Origin of the sequence: Serratia sp. SM04, assembly GCF_040280225.1 — a bacterium.
GTDB classification, from domain to species: Bacteria; Pseudomonadota; Gammaproteobacteria; order Enterobacterales; family Enterobacteriaceae; genus Serratia; species Serratia sarumanii.
In genome coordinates, this window is sequence record NZ_JBEOQT010000021.1 from 39,098 (window position 1) to 61,659 (window position 22,562).

The 22,562-nt window shown below is 62.1% G+C and carries 25 protein-coding genes and 1 pseudogene; 13 read left to right on the plus strand and 13 right to left on the minus strand.

Annotated elements, in window-relative coordinates:
* Nucleotides 1-96: 96 nt before the first annotated feature.
* Together ABTW55_RS14610 and ABTW55_RS14615 are read left to right on the plus strand one after the other, a co-directional pair.
* Nucleotides 97-1,278: an MFS transporter gene (locus ABTW55_RS14610; protein WP_033635673.1), complete on the plus strand. Its 1,182-nt coding sequence runs from the start codon at nucleotides 97-99 to the stop codon at nucleotides 1,276-1,278.
* A gap of 91 nt (nucleotides 1,279-1,369) precedes the next feature.
* On the plus strand, nucleotides 1,370-1,708 hold the full coding sequence (locus ABTW55_RS14615) for a DUF2002 family protein (protein WP_016929830.1): 339 nt from the start codon (nucleotides 1,370-1,372) through the stop codon (nucleotides 1,706-1,708).
* Between the two features lie 25 nt (nucleotides 1,709-1,733).
* On the opposite strand, the gene ABTW55_RS14620 is transcribed toward ABTW55_RS14615, so the two are convergent.
* Together ABTW55_RS14620 and ABTW55_RS14625 are read right to left on the minus strand one after the other, a co-directional pair.
* Nucleotides 1,734-2,180 carry a DUF1198 family protein gene (locus tag ABTW55_RS14620; RefSeq protein WP_060423332.1) on the minus strand — a complete coding sequence of 149 codons (447 nt, stop codon included), beginning with the start codon at nucleotides 2,178-2,180 and terminating at the stop codon, nucleotides 1,734-1,736.
* Between the two features lie 67 nt (nucleotides 2,181-2,247).
* Nucleotides 2,248-2,583: an MbeD/MobD family mobilization/exclusion protein gene (locus tag ABTW55_RS14625; RefSeq protein ID WP_033635672.1), complete on the minus strand. Its 336-nt coding sequence runs from the start codon at nucleotides 2,581-2,583 to the stop codon at nucleotides 2,248-2,250.
* Nucleotides 2,584-2,767: 184 nt separating this feature from the next.
* Here ABTW55_RS14625 and smrA point away from each other — a divergent pair, with 184 nt between their 5' ends.
* Entirely contained in the window at nucleotides 2,768-3,340 is a 573-nt protein-coding gene (gene smrA, locus ABTW55_RS14630) for a DNA endonuclease SmrA (RefSeq protein ID WP_033654327.1), read from the plus strand.
* 50 nt (nucleotides 3,341-3,390) lie between these two features.
* Here the strand turns inward: smrA and ABTW55_RS14635 are convergent, their stop codons facing one another.
* Nucleotides 3,391-3,804 (minus strand): DoxX family protein, encoded by a 414-nt coding sequence (locus ABTW55_RS14635; RefSeq protein ID WP_033635670.1) that lies wholly within the window; start codon nucleotides 3,802-3,804, stop codon nucleotides 3,391-3,393.
* Nucleotides 3,805-3,996: 192 nt separating this feature from the next.
* Here ABTW55_RS14635 and ABTW55_RS14640 point away from each other — a divergent pair, with 192 nt between their 5' ends.
* On the plus strand, nucleotides 3,997-4,227 hold the full coding sequence (locus ABTW55_RS14640) for a (4Fe-4S)-binding protein (protein WP_039568635.1): 231 nt from the start codon (nucleotides 3,997-3,999) through the stop codon (nucleotides 4,225-4,227).
* A 1-nt stretch (nucleotide 4,228) separates the two neighbouring features.
* Complete coding sequence (locus tag ABTW55_RS14645) at nucleotides 4,229-4,507, plus strand: GNAT family N-acetyltransferase (protein WP_025303974.1); 279 nt, start codon at nucleotides 4,229-4,231, stop codon at nucleotides 4,505-4,507.
* A gap of 32 nt (nucleotides 4,508-4,539) precedes the next feature.
* Here ABTW55_RS14645 and ABTW55_RS14650 read toward each other — a convergent pair whose 3' ends face one another.
* Nucleotides 4,540-4,722 carry a YodC family protein gene (locus ABTW55_RS14650; protein ID WP_025303973.1) on the minus strand — a complete coding sequence of 61 codons (183 nt, stop codon included), beginning with the start codon at nucleotides 4,720-4,722 and terminating at the stop codon, nucleotides 4,540-4,542.
* Between the two features lie 120 nt (nucleotides 4,723-4,842).
* Here ABTW55_RS14650 and ABTW55_RS14655 point away from each other — a divergent pair, with 120 nt between their 5' ends.
* Complete coding sequence (locus ABTW55_RS14655) at nucleotides 4,843-5,358, plus strand: DUF1543 domain-containing protein (RefSeq protein WP_033649790.1); 516 nt, start codon at nucleotides 4,843-4,845, stop codon at nucleotides 5,356-5,358.
* Here the strand turns inward: ABTW55_RS14655 and ABTW55_RS14660 are convergent.
* Entirely contained in the window at nucleotides 5,353-6,279 is a 927-nt protein-coding gene (locus tag ABTW55_RS14660) for a LysR substrate-binding domain-containing protein (protein WP_033635666.1), read from the minus strand. The two genes, ABTW55_RS14655 and ABTW55_RS14660, sit on opposite strands and share 6 nt — an antisense overlap.
* 85 nt (nucleotides 6,280-6,364) lie before the next feature.
* Here ABTW55_RS14660 and ABTW55_RS14665 point away from each other — a divergent pair, with 85 nt between their 5' ends.
* On the plus strand, nucleotides 6,365-6,862 hold the full coding sequence (locus tag ABTW55_RS14665) for a GNAT family N-acetyltransferase (protein ID WP_060423329.1): 498 nt from the start codon (nucleotides 6,365-6,367) through the stop codon (nucleotides 6,860-6,862).
* Between the two features lie 62 nt (nucleotides 6,863-6,924).
* On the opposite strand, the gene ABTW55_RS14670 is transcribed toward ABTW55_RS14665, so the two are convergent.
* Nucleotides 6,925-7,659, minus strand: coding sequence for a bifunctional 2-polyprenyl-6-hydroxyphenol methylase/3-demethylubiquinol 3-O-methyltransferase UbiG (locus ABTW55_RS14670; protein WP_033654321.1), 735 nt, complete (start codon nucleotides 7,657-7,659; stop codon nucleotides 6,925-6,927).
* Nucleotides 7,660-7,757: 98 nt separating this feature from the next.
* Between ABTW55_RS14670 and ABTW55_RS14675 the strand changes: the two genes are divergently transcribed.
* The 3 genes from ABTW55_RS14675 to ABTW55_RS14685 all read left to right on the plus strand — a co-directional run bounded on the left by ABTW55_RS14675 (nucleotide 7,758) and on the right by ABTW55_RS14685 (nucleotide 10,477).
* Nucleotides 7,758-8,210 (plus strand): GNAT family N-acetyltransferase, encoded by a 453-nt coding sequence (locus ABTW55_RS14675; RefSeq protein WP_080431166.1) that lies wholly within the window; start codon nucleotides 7,758-7,760, stop codon nucleotides 8,208-8,210.
* 117 nt (nucleotides 8,211-8,327) lie between these two features.
* Nucleotides 8,328-8,744 carry a DUF2946 domain-containing protein gene (locus ABTW55_RS14680; protein WP_208496108.1) on the plus strand — a complete coding sequence of 139 codons (417 nt, stop codon included), beginning with the start codon at nucleotides 8,328-8,330 and terminating at the stop codon, nucleotides 8,742-8,744.
* A 71-nt stretch (nucleotides 8,745-8,815) separates the two neighbouring features.
* The gene (locus ABTW55_RS14685) at nucleotides 8,816-10,477 is read left to right on the plus strand and encodes a DUF2534 family protein (protein WP_060423321.1); all 1,662 of its coding nucleotides are present in this window, start codon (nucleotides 8,816-8,818) and stop codon (nucleotides 10,475-10,477) included.
* A gap of 54 nt (nucleotides 10,478-10,531) precedes the next feature.
* Here the strand turns inward: ABTW55_RS14685 and ABTW55_RS14690 are convergent, their stop codons facing one another.
* Entirely contained in the window at nucleotides 10,532-11,467 is a 936-nt protein-coding gene (locus tag ABTW55_RS14690) for a LysR family transcriptional regulator (RefSeq protein WP_060423319.1), read from the minus strand.
* 135 nt (nucleotides 11,468-11,602) lie between these two features.
* Between ABTW55_RS14690 and ABTW55_RS14695 the strand changes: the two genes are divergently transcribed.
* From ABTW55_RS14695 to ABTW55_RS14705, 3 genes are read left to right on the plus strand one after another with little or no spacing between them, the layout of a single operon-like run.
* Nucleotides 11,603-12,256, plus strand: coding sequence for a DUF3313 domain-containing protein (locus ABTW55_RS14695; protein WP_041036393.1), 654 nt, complete (start codon nucleotides 11,603-11,605; stop codon nucleotides 12,254-12,256).
* A gap of 38 nt (nucleotides 12,257-12,294) precedes the next feature.
* Nucleotides 12,295-12,639 (plus strand): DUF3302 domain-containing protein, encoded by a 345-nt coding sequence (locus ABTW55_RS14700; protein WP_060423316.1) that lies wholly within the window; start codon nucleotides 12,295-12,297, stop codon nucleotides 12,637-12,639.
* Nucleotides 12,640-12,648: 9 nt separating this feature from the next.
* Nucleotides 12,649-13,785: an HlyD family secretion protein gene (locus tag ABTW55_RS14705; protein WP_060425384.1), complete on the plus strand. Its 1,137-nt coding sequence runs from the start codon at nucleotides 12,649-12,651 to the stop codon at nucleotides 13,783-13,785.
* 11 nt (nucleotides 13,786-13,796) lie between these two features.
* Here the strand turns inward: ABTW55_RS14705 and ABTW55_RS14710 are convergent.
* From ABTW55_RS14710 to ABTW55_RS14735, 6 genes and pseudogenes are all read right to left on the minus strand, one after another.
* Nucleotides 13,797-13,925: pseudogene (locus tag ABTW55_RS14710) on the minus strand (LysR family transcriptional regulator); the annotation flags it as partial.
* Between the two features lie 84 nt (nucleotides 13,926-14,009).
* Nucleotides 14,010-15,434 (minus strand): efflux transporter outer membrane subunit, encoded by a 1,425-nt coding sequence (locus ABTW55_RS14715; protein ID WP_060423311.1) that lies wholly within the window; start codon nucleotides 15,432-15,434, stop codon nucleotides 14,010-14,012.
* Nucleotides 15,424-18,513 carry an efflux RND transporter permease subunit gene (locus tag ABTW55_RS14720; RefSeq protein WP_060423308.1) on the minus strand — a complete coding sequence of 1,030 codons (3,090 nt, stop codon included), beginning with the start codon at nucleotides 18,511-18,513 and terminating at the stop codon, nucleotides 15,424-15,426. The genes ABTW55_RS14715 and ABTW55_RS14720 overlap by 11 nt, the downstream gene beginning before the upstream one ends.
* On the minus strand, nucleotides 18,510-20,852 hold the full coding sequence (locus ABTW55_RS14725) for an arabinose transporter (protein WP_200761775.1): 2,343 nt from the start codon (nucleotides 20,850-20,852) through the stop codon (nucleotides 18,510-18,512). Before ABTW55_RS14725 ends, ABTW55_RS14720 begins: the two co-directional genes overlap by 4 nt.
* Before the next feature lie 29 nt (nucleotides 20,853-20,881).
* Entirely contained in the window at nucleotides 20,882-21,748 is an 867-nt protein-coding gene (locus ABTW55_RS14730; protein WP_060423306.1) for an SDR family oxidoreductase, read from the minus strand.
* 28 nt (nucleotides 21,749-21,776) lie between these two features.
* Nucleotides 21,777-22,436 (minus strand): O-methyltransferase, encoded by a 660-nt coding sequence (locus ABTW55_RS14735; RefSeq protein ID WP_049232537.1) that lies wholly within the window; start codon nucleotides 22,434-22,436, stop codon nucleotides 21,777-21,779.
* Nucleotides 22,437-22,562: the final 126 nt, after the last annotated feature.

Genomic DNA, 22,562 nt, shown 5'->3' on the forward strand with positions numbered 1-22,562 from the left:
AATAATAATTCGTTATAACTCTCTCATTTATCATCAGATCCCATCGGGGTATGCTGGCAATCTCTGTCTACCCCGTCCGATGCGAGCCCACCTTCGATGACCGCAGAAAATAACCTCCAGCTGAACCGACGCATTCTGTCCGTGGTGATGTTCACCTTCGTCTGCTACCTGACCATCGGCCTGCCGCTGGCGGTGCTGCCGGGATTTGTGCATGACCACCTGGGTTACAATTCGGTGCTGGCGGGCCTTATCATCAGCGCGCAGTACTTCGCCACGCTGTTCAGCCGCCCGCACGCCGGGCGCTATGCCGATCAGCTGGGGCCGAAAAAGGTGGTGCTGTTCGGCCTGGCGTGCTGCGGCGCCAGCGGCCTGTTTTATGCGCTGGCGTTCGGCGTTGACGGTTACCCGTGGCTCAGCCTGCTGTTGCTGTGCGTGGGGCGGGTGTTTCTCGGCGTCGGCGAAAGCTTCGCCAGCACCGGTTCCACGCTGTGGGGCATCGGCCGGGTCGGAGCGATGCACACCGCGCGGGTGATTTCCTGGAACGGCGTCGCCACCTACGGGGCGATGGCGGCCGGGGCACCGCTCGGCGTGTACCTGAATCAGCAGTGGGGATTGGCCGGGGTGGCGGCGCTGATCGTGCTGGCGGTCGCGGTGGCGCTGCTGTTGGCGAGCGGCAAGCCGGACGTTTCGATCGCCGCCGGGCAGCGCATCGCCTTTCGCGCGGTGTTCGGCCGCATTTGGGCCTATGGTCTCGGGCTGGCGATGGGCACCGTCGGCTTTGGCGTGATCGCCACGTTCATCACCCTTTACTACGCCGACAAAGGTTGGAGCGGCGCGGCGTTTTCGCTGACGCTGTTCAGCTGCGCCTTCGTCGGCATCCGCCTGATCTTCAGCAACGTCATCAACCGCCACGGCGGTCTGAAGGTGACGCTGGCGTCGTTTCTGGTCGAGATCGTCGGGTTGCTGTTGATCTGGCAGGCCGGCGAACCCTGGATGGTGCAAACCGGCGCGTTGCTGGCCGGCGCCGGTTTCTCGCTGGTGTTCCCGGCGCTGGGCGTCGAGGCGGTGAAACAGGTGCCGCCGCAGAACCAGGGCACGGCGCTCGGCACCTATTCGGCATTCCTCGATCTGGCGCTGGGCATCACCGGGCCGTTGGCCGGGCTGCTGATTGGGCAAGCGGGCGTGCCGTCGATCTATCTGGCGGCGGCGCTGCTGGTGGCGCTCGGGGTGCTGCTCACCCTGCGTCTGCTGCAGCGCAGCCGAGCCATTCAGGAATAGTCTGAAACCCGGATTCCTCCCCAGAAAATCATTGTTTCGGTGAATGATTACGGTAAGGTCGCTCAGCGGTCCAGAATGAGAGGAGGAATCGATGTATTTACGGCCGGATGAAGTGGCTAAAGTGTTGGAGAATACCGGCTTTGAGCGTGATTATGTCACCGACCAGGCCTATGGCTACCGCAAGGGTACACACTACGTGTATGTGAATCGCGAAGCGCGGATGGGCAGAACCGCATTGGTGATCCACCCGGCGCTGAAAGAGAGAAGCGTGCATTTCGCCACGCCGACCTCTCCGGTGCGCACCAGCGAGCAGTATCTGGAGTTTCCCCTGGATTTAAGCAGCGACGCCCCGAACCAGCGTTACGGCATCGCACACGGCTTCAGCTCGCGCGAAGCGCTGTCGCGCTACCTCTACAGCATGTTCCTGTAATCGGTCCCCCGCCCGGGGGACGCGATCAGCCGTGGGCCAACGCTTCGCGGTTGAAACGCTCATTGTAGGCGCGGCGGAACTGCGCCAGTTCAAACGCATCGATATCCAGCTCGGCGAAGTAAAACAGCGCCGCTTCGGTGTGCTCGGCGTGCAGCTCCGGCGACAGGCCGGCGCGCAGCAGCACGTCGCGCCACAGGGCAATCTGCTCGTCGTCCGCCTGTTTGATGAACGTCAGGTAGATGAACAGCAGGTAAGCCGCCTGGTGCATCTCTTCGGTGTAGCCGTTGTTCAGCATGCGGATAAGGGTCTGGCTTTGGCGGCTGCCCATCTCCTGGATCATCGATTCAATCAGCATCGGCTTGACCCTCAGCAGATGGGCCAGCGAATCGATGGCTTTGCGGGTGTCGGACGTCAGGATGCGGTAACCGATGATAAATACGACGATCAGGGCGGCGAGGATGATCCAGGTCATTTAGGCTTTATTACACTCTCAATACGCCAGAAGAGGGGCGGGAGGCGCTGTGCGACAGCGCCCGCTATCAATGCTGTTCGCCGCTGAAATTACCGACCGCGCCCTGTTGGCGCAGGTGGTGATTGAAGGTGGCCGCGTCTTTGGCCAGCGCATCCAGATGGGCGCCGAGCATTTTGATCTGCTTCACCAGCGCATGCTGCTCCGGCACCGAACTGGCGGTGCTCAGTTTGCGCGCCAGTTGTTCATTCTGCGCCCGCAGCGCGGCTTCGCGCTGTTTGGCTTCTTCCAGCAGTTGCTGCAGCGCCTGGTAGCTCTGCTGCCATTCGCGGTGTTGCCGTTCGAAGCTGCTCTGCAACTCATTCATCGCATTTTGAAACTGGATTTCCAGCTCGCGCATTGTCATGGGCTCGATCCTTTGCGGCACTCAATGATGGCTTAGCAGTATAGCGAAAACTGTTCGCAAGCTCACCCGTTGACGACAAATGAGACAAATACCGCTGACAATTCCCGGCTTGCAACCGTGGCAAGGCGTCTTACAATCAACCCCATTCCCGGCCGTAAAGGCTGCCGTTCAAGAGAGGTGGAAGATGAGCGAGCAGGAAAAAGACTTTTTTGAACAGGCGATGGCGGACGTGGTGCCGCTGGCGAGCGGGCGGCAGACGCTGTACCTCAAGCCGCAGGAGACGCTGGACAAAAGCGCGCGGCGCGAAGCGCAGCGGCTGCGGCAGGAAAACTTCCTCAGCACCGATTTCCTCGAGGTGATCCCCTGTGAACAGCCGCTGGAGTTCAAAGGGGAAGGCATTCAGCAGGGCGTGCTGGACAAGCTGCGCAACGGGCGTTACCCGCCGCAGGCGTCGCTGAACCTGTTGCGCCAGCCGGTCGAGGCCAGCCGGCAGGCGCTGTTTCGCTTCATCTTGCAGGCGGAGGCGCAAAACCTGCGTTCGCTGCTGATCGTGCACGGCCGCGGGCGGCAGAACGAAAGCCATCCGAATATCGTGCGCAGTTACGTCGCCAAATGGCTTGCGCAGTTTGAACAGGTACAGGCGTTTTGCCGCGCCTTACCGCGCGACGGCGGCGAGGGCGCCTGCTATGTCACGCTGCGTAAATCGGCGCAGGCCAGGGCGGAAAACTTTGAGCGCCACGCCAAGCGCAGCCGTTGAAAGGATAGCGGAAATAAAATGGCCGGCGAGAGTCGCCGGCCATCGATGAATTATTTATTAAATATTTTATAGTCCAGCGAATAACGGCCGGCGCCGGTCACCGCCAGCAACAGCAAGCCGCCAATGATGCTGATGTTTTTAAAGAAGTTGATTTCGTTGCCCATCATTTCCATGCCGGTCATTTTCCAGAACGGATGGCCGATAAACGCGGTGCCCAAAACATACAGGGCGAAAATGACCGCGATAGGGCGAGTAAACAGACCGAGAATAAGCGCGATGCCGAAAATAAACTCCACCAGCACGGCAACGATCGCCGCCAAATAAGGCATCGGTGTGCCATAGCCTTCCATTGCCGTAACGGTCGCACCGAAGTTGACCAATTTCATCCAGCCGAAAATGATAAACAGAATCATCAGTAATATGCGGGACAGCAGAATGACGCCGTCTTTTGAGCTATCACCCATTTCGAACTCCTTAGCCACTGTCGGAATTATGTTGTCTTACTGAATAAAGATTAGAACAATTTACGTTTTTTTCTAGCGGCGACGGGCGGTTGCGCCACTTTTTTCGGTGTGCGAGACGCGTGGTGAAGCCGGCGGCATTGCCTATACTTGAACCCGGAGCAAAAACAATAAAACAGGCAATGTGAGGCCAAGATGGACGAGGAATTGACCGCCGCCGGTTACCGCCGTTATTCCGGTGATAAGATTGACGTTTATTTTAACCGTGCAGTTTGCCGCCATTCCGCCAACTGCGTGCGTGGCAACGCGGCTATTTTTACCCTGAACCGCCGCCCGTGGATTATGCCGGACAATGCCGACGCGGCGGAGGTGAAACGCGTCATCGACACCTGCCCCAGCGGCGCACTGAAATATAGGGAGAAATAATATGGATCATAAAATACTGGCAGACGAGAAGCGTTTTTATATCAATGATGAACAAGGCAAGCTGATCGCCGAGATCTCTTTCGTGCCGAGCGGCGACAAGCTGACCATTATCGATCACACCTGGGTGGATGAGTCATTGAAGGGGCAGGGCGTCGGTAAAAAGCTGGTGGCGCTGGTGGTGGAGAAAATGCGCGCGGAGCAGCGTAAAATCATTCCGCTGTGCCCGTTCGCCAAACACGAGTTCGATACCACGCCGGCCTATCAGGACATTCGCGCCTGACGCGATAACGGGGCGCGGCGCGCCCCGAGCGTTCAGCAGACGCCGAAATCGCCGTCTTCGTGGTACAGCGCCACGTCGCTGGCCTGCACCTCCGTGCGCTGCTCTTTGCCCAGTTCATTCCAGCTGCAAACCAGGGTTTCGCCGTCGATCGCCACCACGGTCATCTTTGGGCCGCCGGTGGTGCGTTGAACAAAATCACCGATATTGAATGCCATGCGTTCCTCCACAACAGATTAAACCTCACCTATTGATAACACAGAATGGCGCCGCCGTTGGCAGATGTTTCGCTATGTATTATTTTATATAGCGATTATCACCAAGGAGAGCAGACTAACATGCCGGGATTATTGATGTTTTATGTGGGCGGTACGGCGCCGGGCGCCAATATTGAGCTGCACGACGTGCAGTTCGCGGCGGCGGATCGGCCGGAAGAGGCGTATCCGCTGCTGCGTGAAAAGTGGTTCGGCGATAAGCGCAAGGTGCATGTCGACGGCTATGCGCGCATCGACTGGGCGGACGGTTACGACGTGAGCCTGGAGCCTGCGCCGTTCGCCGGTGAAGAGAAGCTGTTTTTCGTCAACGTGGGCGGCTACCGCAGCGATGAGCTGGCGGAATTGCACCAGTTCGGCCTGTTTGTGGCGCGCTCTGCCGACGAGGCGAAGGACAAAGCCAAACGGGTGCTGCTGACGGACAGCGCGCAGCAGCACAAGGATGACCTGGCTGAGGTGGACGACTGCCTGCTGCTGCAGGCGCTGCAGGGCTACCACGTGCATCTGCGGGCCAACCCGCACGGCAAACCGGCCCGGCCGCTGTGGCAGGGGTATCTGCCGATCGGCGAACCCGCGCTATAGCGCCGCCAGCGCCTGCAGCTGTTGCCGCAACCAGCGGCAGGCCTCCGGCCGGCCGTTTTTGCGGTGCAGGTAGATTTTGATCTGATACGGCGGCACCGGAAACGGCAGGGGATGGATAGCCAGCGCCGCCGCCTGCCGCAATTTTTGCGCGGCGTAGCGCGGCATGCTCATCACCAGTTCGCTGTCGGCGACGATGAACGGCGCTCCCAGCAGCGAAGGCGTGCGGATGGCGATATCGCGCTGCAGCCCCAGCTTATCGAGCTGATAGTCAATGACGCCGCGCTGTTCGTTCCACGGCGTCACCACCAGATGGCGCGCCCGCAGGTAGTTTTCCAGCGTCAGTTCGCCGTATTTGACGCTGAAGGCGGGTGAACAAATCGCCACATACTCATCCTCCAGCCAGCTCACTTCGTCGATCTCCGGGTAGCTTTCGCCGTCGGTTTCGGTAAAGCCCAGCGCGAAGTCGATGCGCCCCGCCAGCAGATCGTTCAGCGCCACTTTGCGCTCGGAATAGCGCAGCTGGAACGACAGCCCTGGCGCCAGGCGCTGCATCTGCGCCATCAGCGCGGGAAATACCGCGAAGGCGGTGTAATCGGTAATGGCGAAGGTGAAGCTCTCCCGGCTTTCGGCGGGAACGAAGCGCGGGCGCGGATGCAGCCCTTTGGCCAGCAGCGCCAGACTTTCGCTGACGGTTGGGGCCAGGCTGTCGGCATACACCGTCGGGTGCATGTCGTTGCCGACCCGGTAAAACAGCTCGTCCGCCAGCGCCTTGCGCAGCCGGATCAGCGCGTGGCTCAGCGCCGACGCGCTGAGAGCCAGCTCCGCCGCGGCGCGCGTTACAGACCGCAGCCGATACACCGCTTCGAACACCAGCAGCAGATTGAGATCGAGGCGTTTCAAATCCAGATGCATGATATTCATTACCTGTTGATGAAAATGCAGTTCATACAGTATTTGAGGCGCGATATGCTGGCAAGCACAGCCATCAACACACTCAGGATTTGCCATGACCATTGAGATTTACCCGGCGCAAAAAAGCGACGCCAAACTGATTCTGGATATGATTATCGAGCTGGCGGTGTACGAAAAGGCGCGCGAGCAGGTGCTGGCCAGCGTGGAAGATATCGAACGCAGCCTGTTTGGGTCGGGCGCCTGTTCCGAAGCGCTGATTTGTACGGTAAACGGCGAGCCGGCGGGTTATGCGGTGTTCTTTATGAGTTACTCCACCTGGCTGGGTAAAAACGGCATCTATCTGGAAGACCTTTACGTGGCGCCGAAGCATCGCGGCGCGGGCGCCGGTAAAAAGCTGCTGCGGTACATCGCCCAGCTGGCGTGCGAACGGCAGTGCGGCCGCCTGGAGTGGAGCGTGCTGGACTGGAACCAACCGGCCATCGATTTCTACCTCAGCATCGGCGCGCAGCCGCAGGGCGAGTGGGTGCGCTATCGTATGGAAGGCGAGGCGCTGACGCACTTCGCGGCGCACGGGGCGGCGCTGCCGGCATAATAGCCGTTGGGGGGAGGCGGCCTCCCCAACTGTGGTGATGTGAACGGTTTACTGCGGATCAATCAGGCGGGTTTGCGGGCGGCGAGAATGAAGATCATCGGGCGCTCCTGCTCTTCGTCCAGCGCCGGATTAGCGGCAATTTGCTGCGCGCTGGGGCCCCATTCGTTCAAATGCTGGATGATAAAGCCTTGCTGCGCCAGCGGGTTGATATAGCCGCCGAGCGTGCGGTGCTGCTTGATGACACCTTCCGCCAGCCAGTTGGAAACGCGCTGGCCTTCTCGCTGGTAGCCGTTCACCGGCCAGGATTTCTGTCCGTTGCCGTCGGTCAGCCAGCCCTGCTGCGCCGGGGCGGTGTAGATCGGGTGCTCGGCGGTGAAGATGAACTGCCCGCCGGGTTTCAGCGCGGCGTAAACCGTGGCGAACAGCGCGGGCAAATCCTCGAGGTAGTGCAGCGTCAACGAGCTGTAGACCAGATCGTAACTTTCCGGCGGCAGCTGCAGCTGCGCCAAATCCTGCCGACGATACGCGATGCCCGCGTCGGCGGTCATCTCCCGCGCTTTGGCCAGCATTTTTTCCGAGACGTCCAGCCCCAGCACGCTGGCTGCGCCCTGTTCGCGCGCGCTGCGGCAGAACCAGCCGTAGCCGCAGCCGAGATCGACCACGCTTTTGCCCTGCAAATCCGGCAGGATGCGGCGGATGGCGGGCCATTCCGGCGCGCCGTCCAGGCCGTGCTGCGAGCGGCTGAGCTGCGCATAGCCGTCGAAAAAGGCCTGATTGTCATAGATGTTTTGCGTCATGATGACTCCTTAGTGAATGACGGCGGCGGAATGCCGCTGCCATACCGTGCATATTGCTGCATAATTCTACGCTGACAACATGGATAACAGGAATGACGATGGACATGATTTCGGTGCGGCAAGCGCCCGAGCTGGCGCCGCGCGCCATTGCGTATTTTCAGCGGCACTGGGCCACGGCAGAGACGCTGATGATGTATGAAGACGCCATCAACCGCAGCCTCGGCGCCGCCAACCCGCTGCCGCAGTGGTACCTGCTGATGGAAAATGACCGGATCCTCGGCTGCGCGGGGCTTATCACCAACGACTTTATCAGCCGCGGGGAACTGTATCCCTGGCTGTGTGCGCTCTACGTAGAGGAAGCGCAGCGCGGCCGGGGCCACGGCGCCAAACTGATTGAGCATGTGGCGGCGGAAACCCGCCGGCTGGGCTTCCCGCAGCTGCACCTGTGCACCGATCTGGAAGGCTACTACGAGCGCCACGGCTTCGTTTATAACGGGCTCGGGTATCACCCCTGGGGCGAAGCCTCGCGGGTCTATTCGCGGGTGCTGTGATCGCCGCCGCCGAGGGCGCGTAAGACAAACCTGACTTTTCTTTTCGTTCACCTCATCGCGCATCGCGGGTTACACTGGCCGCTTGTTCGCCACCGACCGGGTTAATTCGCCGCCGCGATGAGAGTGCCACGCCAGTTACAGCAACGCTTTACCGCCTGCATCGCCATTATGGCGGTGCTGTTGCTGTTTGTGGCGCCGGTGGTGTCGAAATCGCTGACGCACCACCCGATGATGGGCGGCATGGCGCAGACGGACGCCGCTATGCCGCACGACATGCACGCGATGACGATGCCCGCCGCCGAGCATGCCGGCCACCACGGCATGGATCCTGCGGAAATGATTTTCTGCGGCTATTGCGAGCTGCTGATCCACGTGCCGCTGCTGCTGTGGACATTCGTCCCGCTGCTGTGGCTGATGGCGCGCATCGCGCGCCTGCCTTGCGCGCCGCGCATCGTTTCTCCACCCATTCGGCGCCTTACTCTGCGGCCGAGCCCGCGCGGGCCGCCCGGCCAACCGTTTTTCCCTATTGCTTGATCATGGGTAACGCCGTCCGTATCGCTGCGGACGGTTTGCCTGCGCGCACAGTTTGAAAAACGAGAAAGGCCATGTCTTCAATAACCAAAACTCCACCTGCCGCATCGCCGCGTGGCGCGATGCTGAACCTGATCAGACGGCTGCATTTTTATATCGGCCTGCTGGTCGCTCCTTTTATTCTGGTCGCTGCACTGACCGGCACGCTGTATGTGTTGACGCCGCAGCTTGAAGAGGCGCTGTATCGCGATGCGCTTTTCACCGAACCGCACGGGCAGGCGAGAGCGCTGGCTGACCAGATCGCCGCCGCCCGCCGCGCGGTGGGTGACGAGGCGCGCATTTACGCCGTGCGCCCGGCACCCGGCGCAATGGACACCACGCGCGTACAGTTCGCGAGTGCCGATCTGGGCGCTTCCGAGTCGCGCGCGCTGTTTGTCGATCCTTATACCCTGGCGATCAAGGGTGATATGACGGTGTACGGCACCTCCGGCGTGCTGCCGCTGCGCACCTGGCTGGATAAGCTGCACAGCAGCCTGCTGCTCGGCGATCTGGGGCGCAACTACAGCGAGCTGGCGGCCTCCTGGCTGTGGGTGGCCGCGCTGGGCGGCGTAGCGCTGTGGCTGGCGACGCGGCCGAAACGCAAGCTGAAAAGGGCGAAAGGGGGCTTCGCCGCCAGCCGCCATTGGCATATCACGCTGGGTGTAGCGCTGCTGGCCGGGCTGCTGTTCTTCTCGGCTACCGGGCTGACCTGGTCGCAGTGGGCCGGCGGCAACATCGACGCGCTGCGGGCCAACCTGGGCTGGCTGACGCCGCAGGTCAATACCAGCCTGCAGGCCGATACGCCGCAGACGCCGGCCGATCCGCACGCCGAGCATCGCGGGATGATGGCGGGCATGAAGATGGCCCCAGCCGCGCAGAGCAATGCGCTGAACGGCGACTGGGATCGGGCGCTGTACGCCGCGCGCGCCGCCGGAATAGATGCCGCCAAGGTCGAGCTGCGCCAGCCGAAAGGCGAGGGCAAAGCCTGGACGGTAACCGAAGTGGATCGCAGCTGGCCAACGCAGGTGGACGCGGTTGCCATCGCACCGCAAAGCTTCGCCGTCGTCGACCAGGTGCGGTTCGACACCTTCCCACTCATCGCCAAGCTGACCCGCTGGGGCATCGACGCCCACATGGGCATTCTGTTCGGTGTGCCGAATCAGCTGCTGCTGGCGGCGTTCGGCCTTGGGCTGTGCTTGATGATTGCGCTGGGTTACCGCATGTGGTGGAGTCGCCGCCCGGCGGCGGGGGCGCAGCATCCGGTGCATACGCTGGTTGCCGCCTGGCTGGCGCTTTCCCTGCCGGCGCGTGCCTGCACGCTGCTGGTGGCAGCGGCGCTGGGTTATTGCCTGCCGGTGATGGGCGTGAGCCTCGCGGCGTTGCTGCTGGTGGACGTGTGGCGCTGGCGCGGCCAACGGCAAGGCCACCGGGACGAAACGCCGGAAGCGGCCGCCCGCCGCGCCGAGGTGCGTAAGTTCCGCACGGCGGTGGCGACGGTGGCGGTGGCGGTCGGCTGCGTGATGGGCCGAGCGATCCTCGGCGGCACCGTCGAGCAATTCCAACTGCCGATCGGCGCCTGGAGCGCCCAGATGGTGATCATGCAGAGCCTGATGGTGCTGCTGTATACGCTGGTGTTCACCCTGCTGCTTTCCATTCCGCTGTGGTATTTCTTCCTGGGGGAGAAAGAGGGGCGGTGAGGCATTTTGCGCCGACGCAAAGCATTCAACCCCGCTGCGGCGGGGTTTTTCTTGTTACATCAGGCGGTGCGCGTGCAGCTTAACGCTCTCCATGATGCTGTCCATCGTCACCTGCACGCGGTGCGGCAACACGCCGCGCCGGCGGTAGATCAGGTAGGCCTGCATATCGATGCCGCGCTCGCGCGCCAGGCAGGGCAGCAGTGTGCCGGCATCCAGCTCGGCGGCGACGGAATAGTACGGGGCGTAGACGATGCCCAGGCCCTGTTTGGCCAGCTCGATCGCCGGCAGAATGTTATCGCAAACGCTGGCGCCGTTGATCTCGACCTGCACCAACTCCCCCTGCGCACTGTAGCCGCTCCAGGTATTGCGAATGCCGCCCAGCATGCGCAAGGTAATGCAGCGATGCTGCGGCAGTTCATCCAGCGCTGTCAGAGGCGAGCGGGCGATGTAATCCGGTGCGGCGAACAGCCCGACGCGAAAACGGGTGAAGGGCCTGGCGATCAGGCTTTCGTTTTGCGGCTGGAAAAAGCTGATCAGCAAATCGCAGTCGCTGTCGAACACTGCGCCGTACTTTTTCTCGCGTTCGTCGGGGTTGCGGGTCACCAGATCGACAGCCAGCGCCGGTGCAGCGTGCAGCAGCGGCGGCAGTAAATAACGGGCCAGGAAAGCGTGGATGCCTATCGGCGCGCCGAGCGTGACCATGCCGTTCAGGCTGCGTTTATAGGTGCCGGACATATCAAGCAGATCGCTGTGTTCGTCCAGCAACTGCGAGGCGCGCCGCAAGAATTGCTCGCCGAATTCAGTCAGCGCCAGGGTACGCGGGCCGCGCAGGAACAGTTCCAACCCGAGCCGCCGTTCCAGCGCGGTGAGGGCGCGCGACACGTTAGACTGCGGCATATCCAACAGCTGCGCCGCTTTGCTGACGCTCGCCGTTTCGGCAATGACGCGGACAATCCTGAGTTCTTCAATGCGGAAGTCTTTCTCTTTCACTGGCCGGCTCTTGTGAGTTTGTATATCAAAAATGATATACACCTTTGGCGGCATTGTCATATGACTTATCACGGGCGGGTGGGTATCATTTGATTTGATTATTTGCTATCCACCAAAATAAAGAGAAATCCGTCAATGAAAGTGACAAGAGCGGTTATTTTGCCTGCGCTGTTATTACTGGCCGCGTGCTCTTCCGCCGTGACCGAAAAAGAAAAATACTCGACCTTTCTGACCAATTATAACGATATCAATAAAGGTCAATCCGCGTCCGGCAAAGACGTTTTATATTGGAAGGATAAGAACGTCGATTTTTCCCGTTATCAATATTTGGTTTATCAACCGATGATCTATTTCCCGCGGCCGAAACCGAGCGAGATGGTGAGCCAGCGCGCACTCGACAATATTCTGAACTATACCAACCAGCAGTTTAAGCAGGCGATGGGCACCCACTTTACGCTGGTGGACATGCCGCGCGAGCATACCCTGATTTTCCGCGGCGCCATCACGGCGATAGACACGCAGAAGAAGGGGCTGCAGATCTATGAAGTCTTGCCGATCACCCTGCTGATTGCCGCGACGCAAAGCGTGACCGGGCACCGCACCATGGAGAGCGCGGTCTATATGGAAGGCGAGTTTATCGATGCGGCGACTAATCAGCCGGTCATTAAAGTGGTGCGCAAGGCTTCGGGGGAAAATCTCAATAACGAGAAAGCGCAGCTTAAAGTCACCGACGTGAAGAATGCCATCGATACCATCGCCAACGATATCAGACAATATAACACGCTATAAACCTCGTTTATTTCCGTTATTCTCAGCCAGGAATTTACATGTTTCTTAACTATTTCGCTTTAGGCGTACTGATTGCGGTATTCCTGATTTTATTCTACGGCGTCATTATTATTCATGACATTCCGTATTTGCTGGCAAAAAAACGCCGGCACCCGCATCAAGATGCGATTCACGTTGCCGGTTGGGTCAGCCTGTTTACGCTGCACGCCATTTGGCCGCTGCTGTGGATCTGGGCAACGCTCTATCGGCCGGAACGCGGCTGGGGCATGAGTGAGAAGGCAGAACCTTCAACGGATCTGCAGGCGCGCATCGCGCTGCTCGAAGCCGAATTGCAACGCCTGCAGGAAAAGCCGACGGCGGTTCCCGGCCCCACGGCAAGTTGAGCGTAGCCTATGGATTTGCTCATTATTCTCAGCTACGTGGCGCTGAGCTACGGCGTATTTAAACTGTTTCGCATTCCGGTCAACAAATGGACCGTGCCGACCGCCGTGCTTGGCGGGATCGTTATCGTCGGCGCGTTGATTCTGACGATGAACTACAACCATCCGTACAGCGATCGGGCGCAGAAAATTGCCGTTTCTGTGCCGATGGTGCCGCAGGTCTCGGGCATGATCGTTGAGGTAACGGAGAAAACCAACGTGTTGCTGCGCAAAGGCGAGGTGCTGTTCCGTCTTGACGACAGCCGCTACCGTGCGCGGCTCACCAGGCTGGAGGCGGATCTGGCCGGGGCAGAGGCGGAGATCAGAACGCGCCGGGCTGCGCTCAGCGAGTCCGCCGCCAACGTGCAACGGGCGAACGCAGAGTATGAGCGTGCCCGTAAGGACTACCAGCGCTATGCGAAAGGGGCGGCGATGCCGGTCAACCCGTTCTCGGAGCAGGACGTCAGCCATGCGCAGCAGCAGTACCAGGCGCAATCCGCGGCGCTGCAGGCGGCGAAAGCTCAGTTCCAACAGGAACAGGCGCGGTTGTCCGGGCGCTATGACGGCGAAGACGCCATGATAGCCAGCCTGAAATCGCAGATTGCCGAAGCGCGTTACAACCTGGAACAAACGGTGGTGCGTGCGCCGAGCGACGGGTATGTCACGCAGGTGCTGGCGCGGCCGGGCACGGCGGCGGTTCGCCTGCCGTTCAAACCGGTGATGATCTTTATCCCGCAGCAAAAGCGCCAGGTGGTGGCGGTGTTCCGCCAGAACGCCATCCTGCGTTTGGCGCAGGGGGACCAGGCCGAGGTGGTGTTCAACGGCTTGCCGGGGCAGGTTTACGGCGGCACCGTAAGCCGAGTGTTGCCGGCGATACCGGACGGCAGCTACCAGGCCAGCGGCGCACTGCAGGGCCTGAGCGCCACGCCGGGCCGGGAAGGGGTGTACGTGATGATTGACCTGGCGGCCAACCCGGAACTGGCTCACTTGCCCGACGGCGTGAGCGCTCAGGCGGCGGTCTATACCGGGCACTTCGAGCACGTCTCCGTGATGCGCAAAGTGCTGCTGCGCATGACCAGCTGGCTGCATTATCTTTATCTGGATCACTAGCCTGCAAAAGCCGGAAGACGAGACGGTGTGATTCTACCAGATAAGGCCACCCGCAACTGACCATGAAAGCCATTGGCCGCCGCCTTCATGCTATCGCGTACTTGCTCTAAGGCGATGAATACGCGGCGCCCATGTTCCACGATTTACTCTCGTCCTATCTAACCAAGCTCGCTAACTCGCGCCGTTCTGGCTTTCGCTTCGTGGCGGACGCGCTTGGCGCGATATCAGTCCTGCGAACGCTCTTGCCATCCGCCGCCCAGCGCCTTGAAAACATCGACGCGAGCCGAGCCGGCCTGTTGGTCCGCGGTCGCAACCTGCGACCTCGCGCTGATCAGGCTGTTTTGGGCCACGATCACATCCAGATAGCTGATGGATCCAGCCCGGTAGCGTTGTTCAGCGAGGCGGAATGCACTCTCGGCATGGTTCTGCGCTTGAACCAGGGCGTCGCGCTGCTGCATGGCTCCCACATACGTGCTCAAGGACTGTTCGGACTCCTTCAATGCCATGAGGACCGCGCCATCGAAGCGCGCCAGTGAGGCCGCGCCTTGAGCCTTGGCTTGCGCAATCCGGCTTCGTGCCGCCGTCATGTTCGGGAACGTCCATGAAATCAGCGGCCCGAAACCGAACGACCAGGTACGGTCGCCGCGCAGGTCGTCATTGCGCAGGTAGCTTGCCGAGGCGCCGATCGTGACCCTGGGATAAAGATCGGCGACCGCAACTCCGATGCGCGCCGTGTCGGCGGCCAACTGGCGTTCGGCCTGGCGGATGTCGGGACGCCGGCGCAGCATGGTCGTGCCATCGCCAATCGGAATGGCGCCTGCAACTTCCGGCGCCTTGTTACAGGCGCGTGCCGGCTCGGGGACTTGCGTAGGGGGACGCCCCATCAATGCCGCCAGCTCGAACAGCGCCGCGTTCTGCTGGGCCTGCAGCCGGGGAACAGCTGCCTCGGCCTGGGCCAGTGCCGTACCGGATCGTTCCACATCAAGGCGCGAGGCGGAGCCGGCGTGCTCCTGGCGGGTCACGAGATCCAGCGTTCTCTGTGCCAGCTCGACGGACGAACGTGCCACGTCAACGGACTCTGCGTAGGCGCAGGCATCCACATACGAGCGCGTCGTCTCCGCGGCCACGAGCATCTGGGCCGCATCATGAGCCGCAGCGGCCGCCTCGGTATCGCCGCGCGCCGCTTCGATGTCGCGCCGCACTCGTCCAAAAAGGTCTAGTTCGTAGGAAATATCCAGTCCGCCGGTGTAGTTCCACTGCACCGGCGCCTGGCCGGCCCCGCCAGCGGTCTGGTCGCGACCGTGACGGGCGCCCGCAGTCACATTGGTCGATGGCAAGCGTTCCCCGCGTGTTTCCCGGTAGATCGCGCGCGCCCGATCCAGATTGGCCAGTGCCACACGCAGATCGGTATTGGCGGCCAGCGCCTCCTGCACGATGGCGCTCAACGCAGGAACGTCATACAGTTTCCACCAGTCCGCAGGCGGCGGCGAACCGGCGTCCACCTGCGGCGATTGACTGATGAACGAACCCGATGTGGTTTCTGGCAAGGCCGGGGCGTGGTAGTCCGGCCCGCTGGCGCAGCCCGTCATGGTAAGGGCGACGGCCAGAATCAGGGCGCGCGGCAGAGCCTTCTTTCGTTCAAGACGCATGGGATACCTCCGCCGATGCGAGTTCGCGGGCGCGCAGGCTCTGCTCCGTAGCCCGGTGGTCCTTGGCGATAAAGCTGTAGATGGTTGGCAGCACGAACAGCGTGAAGAGCGTGCCGATCAACATGCCCATCACGACCACGATGCCAATCGAGAATCGGCTGGCCGAGCCGGCGCCTTCCGCGAACACCAGCGGCACCAGGCCCGCGACCATCGCCGCCGTCGTCATCAGCACCGGGCGCATACGTACCGCAGCCGCCTTCTCGATGGCTTCGAGCCGGCTCAGGTTCTCGTGCTGTTGGATGTAGTTGGCGAACGTGACCATCAGAATACCGTGCTTGGAGATCAGGCCGATCAGCGTGACAAGCCCAATCTGCGTGTAGATGTTCAGCGTGGCGTAGCCCAGCCAGAGCGGCACTAGTGCGCCGCACACCGCCAGCGGCACCGTCACCAAAATCACCAGCGGGTCGCGCAGGCTCTCAAATTGCGCCGCCAGCACCAGAAAGATGACGACGAGCGCGAAACCGAAGGAAACCAGCAGGCGGTTGCCCTCCTGCACGAACTGGCGACTGTCGCTGAGCCAATCGACGCTGGTGCCGGCCGGCAAGGGCTGCGATTGCAGGAGTGCCACCGCTTCGCCCATGCTGACGCCTGGGCGCGGCAGCAGCTCGATCGTGGCAGAGTTCATCTGGCCGAACTGGGTCAGAGCGTTGACCTGGGGCCGCGTTTCCACATGGACCACCGTGGACAGCGGCACCAGCGCACCGGAACTGGCCTTGACGTAGAAGCGGCCCAGATCGTCTGGGGTCATACGATCGCTGTCCCGAACCTGCGGGATGACGTCGTAGGAGCGGTCGTGGAAGTTGAAGCGATTGACGTAGTTCTCACCGACCAGCACGGCCAGCGTGTCGGCGATGGCCTGCATGGTCACGCCCATCTCGCGCGCCTTGCTGCTGTCGATGGCGACATGGGCCTGCGGGCTGTCGAATGCCAGATCGTTCTGCACGTACAGAAAGAGCCCGCTCTTGTAGGCCGCGTCCTTGATCTGCTCGGCCGTCTCGAACAGCGTCGAGAAGTCGTCGGGCGAACGCAACACCATCTGCACCGGCAGGCCGCCACTGGAACCGGGCAGCGGCGGCACCTGAACCGCTGTCAGCGTCTCGCCGTCGATGCTGGCGCCGGCCGCCTGGAGCTGCCCCTGTATCTGGATTGAGGAGCGGGAACGCTGCGACCAATCCTTGAAGATCGCACCGGCCAGCATCTGGTTCTGGCCGCGCCCGGAACCGCCGATGTGCATGAAGCTGTTGTCAAACTCCGGCAGCGATTCAAAAATCTTCTCGATTTTCTGGGCATAGCGAGCGGTGTAATTGACGCCCGCATATTGCGGTGCCTTGGCGATGACGATGACCGCACCCTGATCCTCGACCGGGGCCAGCTCGTGGCGGATGCCCATAAACAGCACCACGATGGCGCCCAGCACGGCGACCCCGACCAGCAGCACCGCGCTGCGCGCGGCCAGCGTGCGGGCCAGCAGGCGCCGGTAGAATGAGGTCAGTCCTTCTATATAGTGTTCGACCTGCCTGGCGAGTTTCGCCTCGCTCTGCTTGGAACTGAGCAGCATCGAACTCATCACCGGCGACAGCGTGAGCGCGACCACGCCGGAGACGATGACCGAACCGGCCAGCGTGAAGGCGAACTCCTTGAATAGCGCCCCGGTCAATCCGCCCATCAGGCCGATCGGCGCATAGACCGCCGCCAGCGTGATGGTCATGGCGATCACAGGGCCGACGATCTCGCGGGCGCCGAGCAGGGCCGCCCGCACAGGCGATGCGCCTTCCTCGATATGCCGGTGTATGTTTTCCACCACCACGATGGCGTCATCCACGACCAGCCCGATCGCCAGCACCATCGCCAACAGCGTCAGCAGGTTTATCGAGAAGCCGAACGCCAGCATCAGCGCCGCCGTTCCGACCAGCGACAGCGGAATGGTGACGACGGGGATGATGACTGCGCGGAAGGTTCCCAGGAACAGGAAGATCACGGCGATGACGATCGCGATGGCTTCGATCAACGTGTGTTGAACCTCCGCAATCGACGCATTGACAAACTTCGCCACGTCATAGTTTGGCACGACCTGCAACCCTGGCGGCGAAGTCGCCCGGATGCGGGGCAACAGTTCCTGTGCCTGCCGAGCAATGTCCAGCGGGTTGCCGTCCGGTGTCGGGAAGAGCGCCGCGAACACCGCCGGGATGCCGCTGGCGAAGGACGCATTGTTGTAGTTCTGGCCGCCGATCTCGACCGTCGCCACGTCGGCCAGTCGTACCACGCCGCCGCCGGCGCTGGACTTGATCACCATTTGGCGGAAGTCCTCTACGCTGCGCAGGTCGGTGGCTGCGCTGATGTTGGTGACGGTCAGCGAACTCTTGAGCTGGCCCGGCGCCGACTGCACGCTGTTGGCGCGCAGGGCCGCCGCGATCTCACTCGCCGACAGGCCGCGCGCGGCCAGCTTCACGGGGTCGATCCAGATGCGCAGCGCCAGCGTCTGCCCGCCGTTGGTATCGACTTGCCCCACACCCGGTATCCCAGCGAACAGCGGCAGCGCCACGCGGTTCACGAAGTCCGTGACCTGTGGGATGGTCAGGGTGTCGCTGTAGAACGCGACATACTGGACGGCGGTACCGCCTTCGGTGGACTTGCTGATAACCGGATCGGCGACGCCCGCTGGAAGCTGGTACTTGACCTGCTGCACCTTGGCCAGGATCTCGGTCATGGCCCGGTCGGCATTGGCATTGAGCACCAGCCGGGCCTTGATTTCGCTGCGGCCGGGGGTTGTCGTCGAACTCAGGTATTCGATGCCGCTGGCCGTGGCGATGGACTGTGAGATGGGCGTCGTGACAAAGCCCTGCATCACCTCCTGAGTCGCCCCCGGCAGCGAGGTCGTGATATTGATGGTGGCGTTTTCGAGGTACGGATACTGGCGCACCGGCAGGGATAAGACCGAAGCCAGGCCTGCCAGCAGGATCAGCAGGCTCACGACCAGGGCCATAATGGGCCGCCGGATGAAAAGGTCGGTGAAGTTCATCGCGGAGTCCCCTCAGACGATGCGGCATTGATCTTTACTTTGCCGCCCGGCAGCAGCCGGTTCTGACCGGCGACCACCACGATGTCGCCGGACTTCACGCCCTGCGTCACCAGCACGTCGTCGCCCAGCCTGCGGCCAGTGATGACGGGAACGGCCACGGCTTTGCCGATCCCTTGCGCGTCGGCCTCCTGAACGAGCACCACGCTGTCACCCGAAGCGGATGTCTGGATCGCCGTAAGCGGCAGAGCGATGGCATGCTCCGTCGCCGGAAGTTCCAGCTTGGCCACCGCGTACATGCCAGACTTCAGCAGGTTATCGGTGTTCGACAGGATGGCCTGGACGGCGACGTTGCGGGTTTCCCCGTCGATGCGCGGCTCAATGGTGCTGACCTCGGCGTCGAAGATCTTGCCCGGAACGGCATCCACAGTGACCTGCACCCGCGCGCCGAGCGCCAACCTGGAAAGTTCCTGCTGCGGCAGGGTGAAATTGACGTACATCAGGTCGAGCTGCGTCAGCGTGGCGATAGCTTCGCCTGCGTTGAGGTACTGCCCAAGGTTGATGCGCCGGATACCGAGTTGGCCGGAGAACGGCGCCCGGATGTTCTTCTGCTGGATGCGTGCATCCAGTTGCCGGACGGCGGCGGCGGCCTGGTCGGCTTCTGTCTTGCGCTGCTCCAGCAGTTCGCGTGGCTCGGCACCGCTGGATGCCAGCGCCTGCGAGCGCCGCAACTGCAACTGCGCGAAATTGGCCCTCGCCTCAGCGGCACTGCGATCGGCCTGTTCCGGGGCATCGTAGAGCTGAACCAGCGTGGTGCCTTCCTTAACGATCTGGCCGGCGGTAAAGCTGAGGGCCGTCACCCGACCGGCCGTGTCCGGGGCCAGTACGACTTCGCGCACGGCTTGCAGGCTGCCGACCGCTTGCAGTACCCCGGCGACGGTGCGCGGCTGCACGTGCACGGTCGATACCAGTGCCGGTGCTCGCGCGGGAGGCGCAGCGCCGCCGGCCCGAGCTGCGCGCCATGCGTATAACCCGCCGAAGATGACGAGTAGACCCACCAGACTGATGGCGATTGCTCCGGCATTCCTGGCGGCGGGACTGCCTGCGCTTGCGTTGTCAGCCTGCACGGTCGCTGCCGAATCGTCGGAAAGCAGGCGCAAGGCAATGACCAGCGCCAGCGCGACGGTGATGGCGCCGGCCAGATAGACCGAGCGAATCCCCTGAGCGCCAGCCAGCGCGCCGGCCAAGGGGCTGGTCAGGCCCAGCGCGATGTCCATGAATGCCACGTAGGCGCCCATCACCAAGCCGCGAGTCTGCGGCGGAGCGCGCCGCACGGCTTCCACACCGAACCCTGGATAGGCCAGCGAGTAGCCGAAGCCCGTCAGGGCCGCGCCTGCGTAGGCGAGCGACGCGGAGTCGGCACGCCAGATGAACAGCTGCCCGAACGCCTCGATGGCAACACTCACCAGCGCCACCTTCGCGCCGCCCAGCTTGTCCGGCAAGTGGCCGAAGAAGATGCGTGCGCCGATGAAGGCCAGGCCGAACGCGGTGAACGCCAGCGAAGCGTTGCCCCACTGTTTGGCGGCGAACAGCAGCGCGATGAAGGCCGTGATCAGTCCGAAGCCGACGCTGGACAGTGCCAGGCCCATGCCGGGCCATAGCACGGCACCGAGCACCTTGTAAAACGGCGTGCGCCTGGTTGCCGAAGGGGCGACGGCGCGCACGCCCCAAACCACGGCCAAGGCCACGAAGGGAATGACTACCACAGCGGCGGCGATGCCGGCGAATCCCCACTGGGCGTTCACCGCGACGCCGAGGGGCGCACCCAGCGCATAGGCACCGTAGATGGCGATGCCGACCCAGACCATGACCTTGCCTGCGTTCCGCGGCCCGACCAACCCGAGTGACCAGCCCAGCGCCCCCGTGGCGATCAGACTTTCACCCAGGGCCAGCAGGATGCGGCCCAGCACCACGATCCATACCGAGGTGGTCGGTGTGGTGACGAAGGCCAGAGATGCCAGGTAGACCAGGCCGGAACTGGCTGCGAGCAAGCAGCCAATGACCACCGCTCGCTTGGCGCCGCGCAGGTCCGCGAGGTTGCCGGCCCAGGGACGGGACAGCAGTGCCACGACGAATTGCTGGCCGATGACCAAGCCGATCACGAGCGTACCCATGCCGAGCGTTTCATGCAGATGGAGCGGTAGGACCGGCATCTGCATTCCAATGGTGAGGAACCCGATGAAGACTGCCAGCGTGATGGGCAGCAGCGTCAGGAAGACATTGGCACCAGGCGGTGACGCCATCGCCGGTGTCGGCGAGGAAAGAGATTGTTCTTGTGACATAGGTACACTCAGGAATTGAGTACGACGGATCAGCCGGCGTAGTAGCCAGGCTGATCCAGGTCGGCGATCAGGTTCGGGCCTTGGGGTTTCCAGCCGAGCAGTTCACGCGTGCGGGTGCTGGACGCCGACATATCGGCGCCAGCCATGTTGGCGAACCAGCCGAAGTGCTCGCGGTCGCGCGACTCGATCGGCAGACCCAGGCGGTTGCCGATCGCTTCGGCAATCGCCTTGAACGGCACGGCTTCGTCCGCGATCGCGTGATAAACCGATTCGGTGACGCCTTGCTCCAAGGCAAGGCGATAGACGCGCGCGGCATCTCGCCGATACACACCTGCCCAGCAGTTCTGGCCGTCACCCAGGTAGGCCGATACGCCTTTCTGCTGCGCCAGGCGAATGAGGAAGGGCACAAAACCGTGGTCGCCCACCCCATGAACCGACGGCGCAAGGCGCACCGTTGCTGCGCGCACCCCGCGCGTCGCCGCAGCCCGCGCGGCTTCCTCCGACTTGCGAGGTGCGGCCGGATTGGGCAGGTCGGCCTCGGTGGCGCCACGCGGCAGCCCAGACAGGCCGGAAGTGACGAGCAGCGGCCGGTTCGATCCTTCCAATACGCGGCCAAGCGCCTCGATCACGCGGCGGTCTTGCTCCGCATTCTCGATGAACTTGGAGAAGTCATGGTTGAACGCGGTGTGGATCACGGCGTCCGCCGTCGATGCGACAGAACGCAAAGTATTCAGATCATCGAGCGTGGCCTGAATGACTTTCGCGCCCGTTCCAGCGAGTTGGGTCGCCTTATCGGTAGAACGGACCAGGCCAGTGACCGAGTGGCCGGCAGCGATCAGATCTTCGACCACGGCAGAGCCGACCCAGCCTGTGGCGCCAGTAACAAATACGTGCATTGTAAAATCTCCTGATTGTATGGTTGATTCAGGCCAGCCGGATCGACAGTTCCACGTCTTCGCCAAACGGTACGGACAGATAGCCCTTGTTCGGAGAGCGTACGCGCGCGAGGTAGTCAGGGCTGTAGTCGGCATTGTCGGCGACGATTAGTGCGCCGGGGCGCAGGCGGTGTTCGACTAAGTCGAGGACTTCGCAGTAGATCGACTTGGCGCCATCGAGCAGTAGCAGGTCGATGGAGTCGGGGAGGTTCGTGGCCAGCGTTTTCAGGGCGTCGCCTTCACGGATTTCGACCAAGTCATCCACGCCGCCTTCAACAAGATGCTGGCGAGCCTTGGCAACCTTCGAAGGCTCGAACTCGCTGCCGATCAGGTGGCCGCCACCGTTGTCGCGCAGCGCAGCCGCCAGATACAGGGTCGAGAGTCCGAACGAGGTGCCGAACTCGACAATGCTGCGCGCGCCCGTGCTGCGTGCCAGTTGGTACAGCAGCACGCCGGTCTCGCGCGACACCGGCAGCCACAAGTCCTTGGCGCGACTGTAGAAGTCGAGGTACTCGGTTTTGCTGCTCATCAGGCGCTCACGATCTTCGCGCGAGATGCCCGCCATTGCCGGACTGGTGGCCCGGTCGGCCTGTTTGAACAGGCGATCTAGCAATGGTGCCAGCGGTAGATTGGTCAGTGTTGAGGTCATAAAGTTGTCCGGTTCGAGGTTGGATAGACAGAGCCTCTGTGTTGAGGCGCCTTAAATGCGAATAATCATTCGCGTTGATGAAATAATATGACGAATCCATCATGTTAGAAATTCGCATTGAGGTTC

What these genes read in the sequence shown, in the direction of transcription:
- ABTW55_RS14660 (WP_033635666.1), bottom strand. Translation starts at nt 6,279, where the DNA reads ATGAATATCATGCATCTGGATTTGAAACGCCTCGATCTCAATCTGCTG.
- ABTW55_RS14640 (WP_039568635.1), top strand. Translation starts at nt 3,997, where the DNA reads ATGGACGAGGAATTGACCGCCGCCGGTTACCGCCGTTATTCCGGTGAT.
- ABTW55_RS14665 (WP_060423329.1), top strand. Translation starts at nt 6,365, where the DNA reads ATGACCATTGAGATTTACCCGGCGCAAAAAAGCGACGCCAAACTGATT.
- ABTW55_RS14655 (WP_033649790.1), top strand. Translation starts at nt 4,843, where the DNA reads ATGCCGGGATTATTGATGTTTTATGTGGGCGGTACGGCGCCGGGCGCC.
- ABTW55_RS14675 (WP_080431166.1), top strand. Translation starts at nt 7,758, where the DNA reads ATGGACATGATTTCGGTGCGGCAAGCGCCCGAGCTGGCGCCGCGCGCC.
- ABTW55_RS14725 (WP_200761775.1), bottom strand. Translation starts at nt 20,852, where the DNA reads ATGTCACAAGAACAATCTCTTTCCTCGCCGACACCGGCGATGGCGTCA.
- ABTW55_RS14695 (WP_041036393.1), top strand. Translation starts at nt 11,603, where the DNA reads ATGAAAGTGACAAGAGCGGTTATTTTGCCTGCGCTGTTATTACTGGCC.
- ABTW55_RS14730 (WP_060423306.1), bottom strand. Translation starts at nt 21,748, where the DNA reads ATGCACGTATTTGTTACTGGCGCCACAGGCTGGGTCGGCTCTGCCGTG.
- ABTW55_RS14670 (WP_033654321.1), bottom strand. Translation starts at nt 7,659, where the DNA reads ATGACGCAAAACATCTATGACAATCAGGCCTTTTTCGACGGCTATGCG.
- ABTW55_RS14715 (WP_060423311.1), bottom strand. Translation starts at nt 15,434, where the DNA reads ATGCGTCTTGAACGAAAGAAGGCTCTGCCGCGCGCCCTGATTCTGGCC.
- ABTW55_RS14645 (WP_025303974.1), top strand. Translation starts at nt 4,229, where the DNA reads ATGGATCATAAAATACTGGCAGACGAGAAGCGTTTTTATATCAATGAT.
- ABTW55_RS14720 (WP_060423308.1), bottom strand. Translation starts at nt 18,513, where the DNA reads ATGAACTTCACCGACCTTTTCATCCGGCGGCCCATTATGGCCCTGGTC.
- ABTW55_RS14700 (WP_060423316.1), top strand. Translation starts at nt 12,295, where the DNA reads ATGTTTCTTAACTATTTCGCTTTAGGCGTACTGATTGCGGTATTCCTG.
- ABTW55_RS14680 (WP_208496108.1), top strand. Translation starts at nt 8,328, where the DNA reads ATGAGAGTGCCACGCCAGTTACAGCAACGCTTTACCGCCTGCATCGCC.
- ABTW55_RS14685 (WP_060423321.1), top strand. Translation starts at nt 8,816, where the DNA reads ATGTCTTCAATAACCAAAACTCCACCTGCCGCATCGCCGCGTGGCGCG.
- ABTW55_RS14615 (WP_016929830.1), top strand. Translation starts at nt 1,370, where the DNA reads ATGTATTTACGGCCGGATGAAGTGGCTAAAGTGTTGGAGAATACCGGC.
- smrA (WP_033654327.1), top strand. Translation starts at nt 2,768, where the DNA reads ATGAGCGAGCAGGAAAAAGACTTTTTTGAACAGGCGATGGCGGACGTG.
- ABTW55_RS14705 (WP_060425384.1), top strand. Translation starts at nt 12,649, where the DNA reads ATGGATTTGCTCATTATTCTCAGCTACGTGGCGCTGAGCTACGGCGTA.
- ABTW55_RS14620 (WP_060423332.1), bottom strand. Translation starts at nt 2,180, where the DNA reads ATGACCTGGATCATCCTCGCCGCCCTGATCGTCGTATTTATCATCGGT.
- ABTW55_RS14610 (WP_033635673.1), top strand. Translation starts at nt 97, where the DNA reads ATGACCGCAGAAAATAACCTCCAGCTGAACCGACGCATTCTGTCCGTG.
- ABTW55_RS14735 (WP_049232537.1), bottom strand. Translation starts at nt 22,436, where the DNA reads ATGACCTCAACACTGACCAATCTACCGCTGGCACCATTGCTAGATCGC.
- ABTW55_RS14635 (WP_033635670.1), bottom strand. Translation starts at nt 3,804, where the DNA reads ATGGGTGATAGCTCAAAAGACGGCGTCATTCTGCTGTCCCGCATATTA.
- ABTW55_RS14650 (WP_025303973.1), bottom strand. Translation starts at nt 4,722, where the DNA reads ATGGCATTCAATATCGGTGATTTTGTTCAACGCACCACCGGCGGCCCA.
- ABTW55_RS14625 (WP_033635672.1), bottom strand. Translation starts at nt 2,583, where the DNA reads ATGACAATGCGCGAGCTGGAAATCCAGTTTCAAAATGCGATGAATGAG.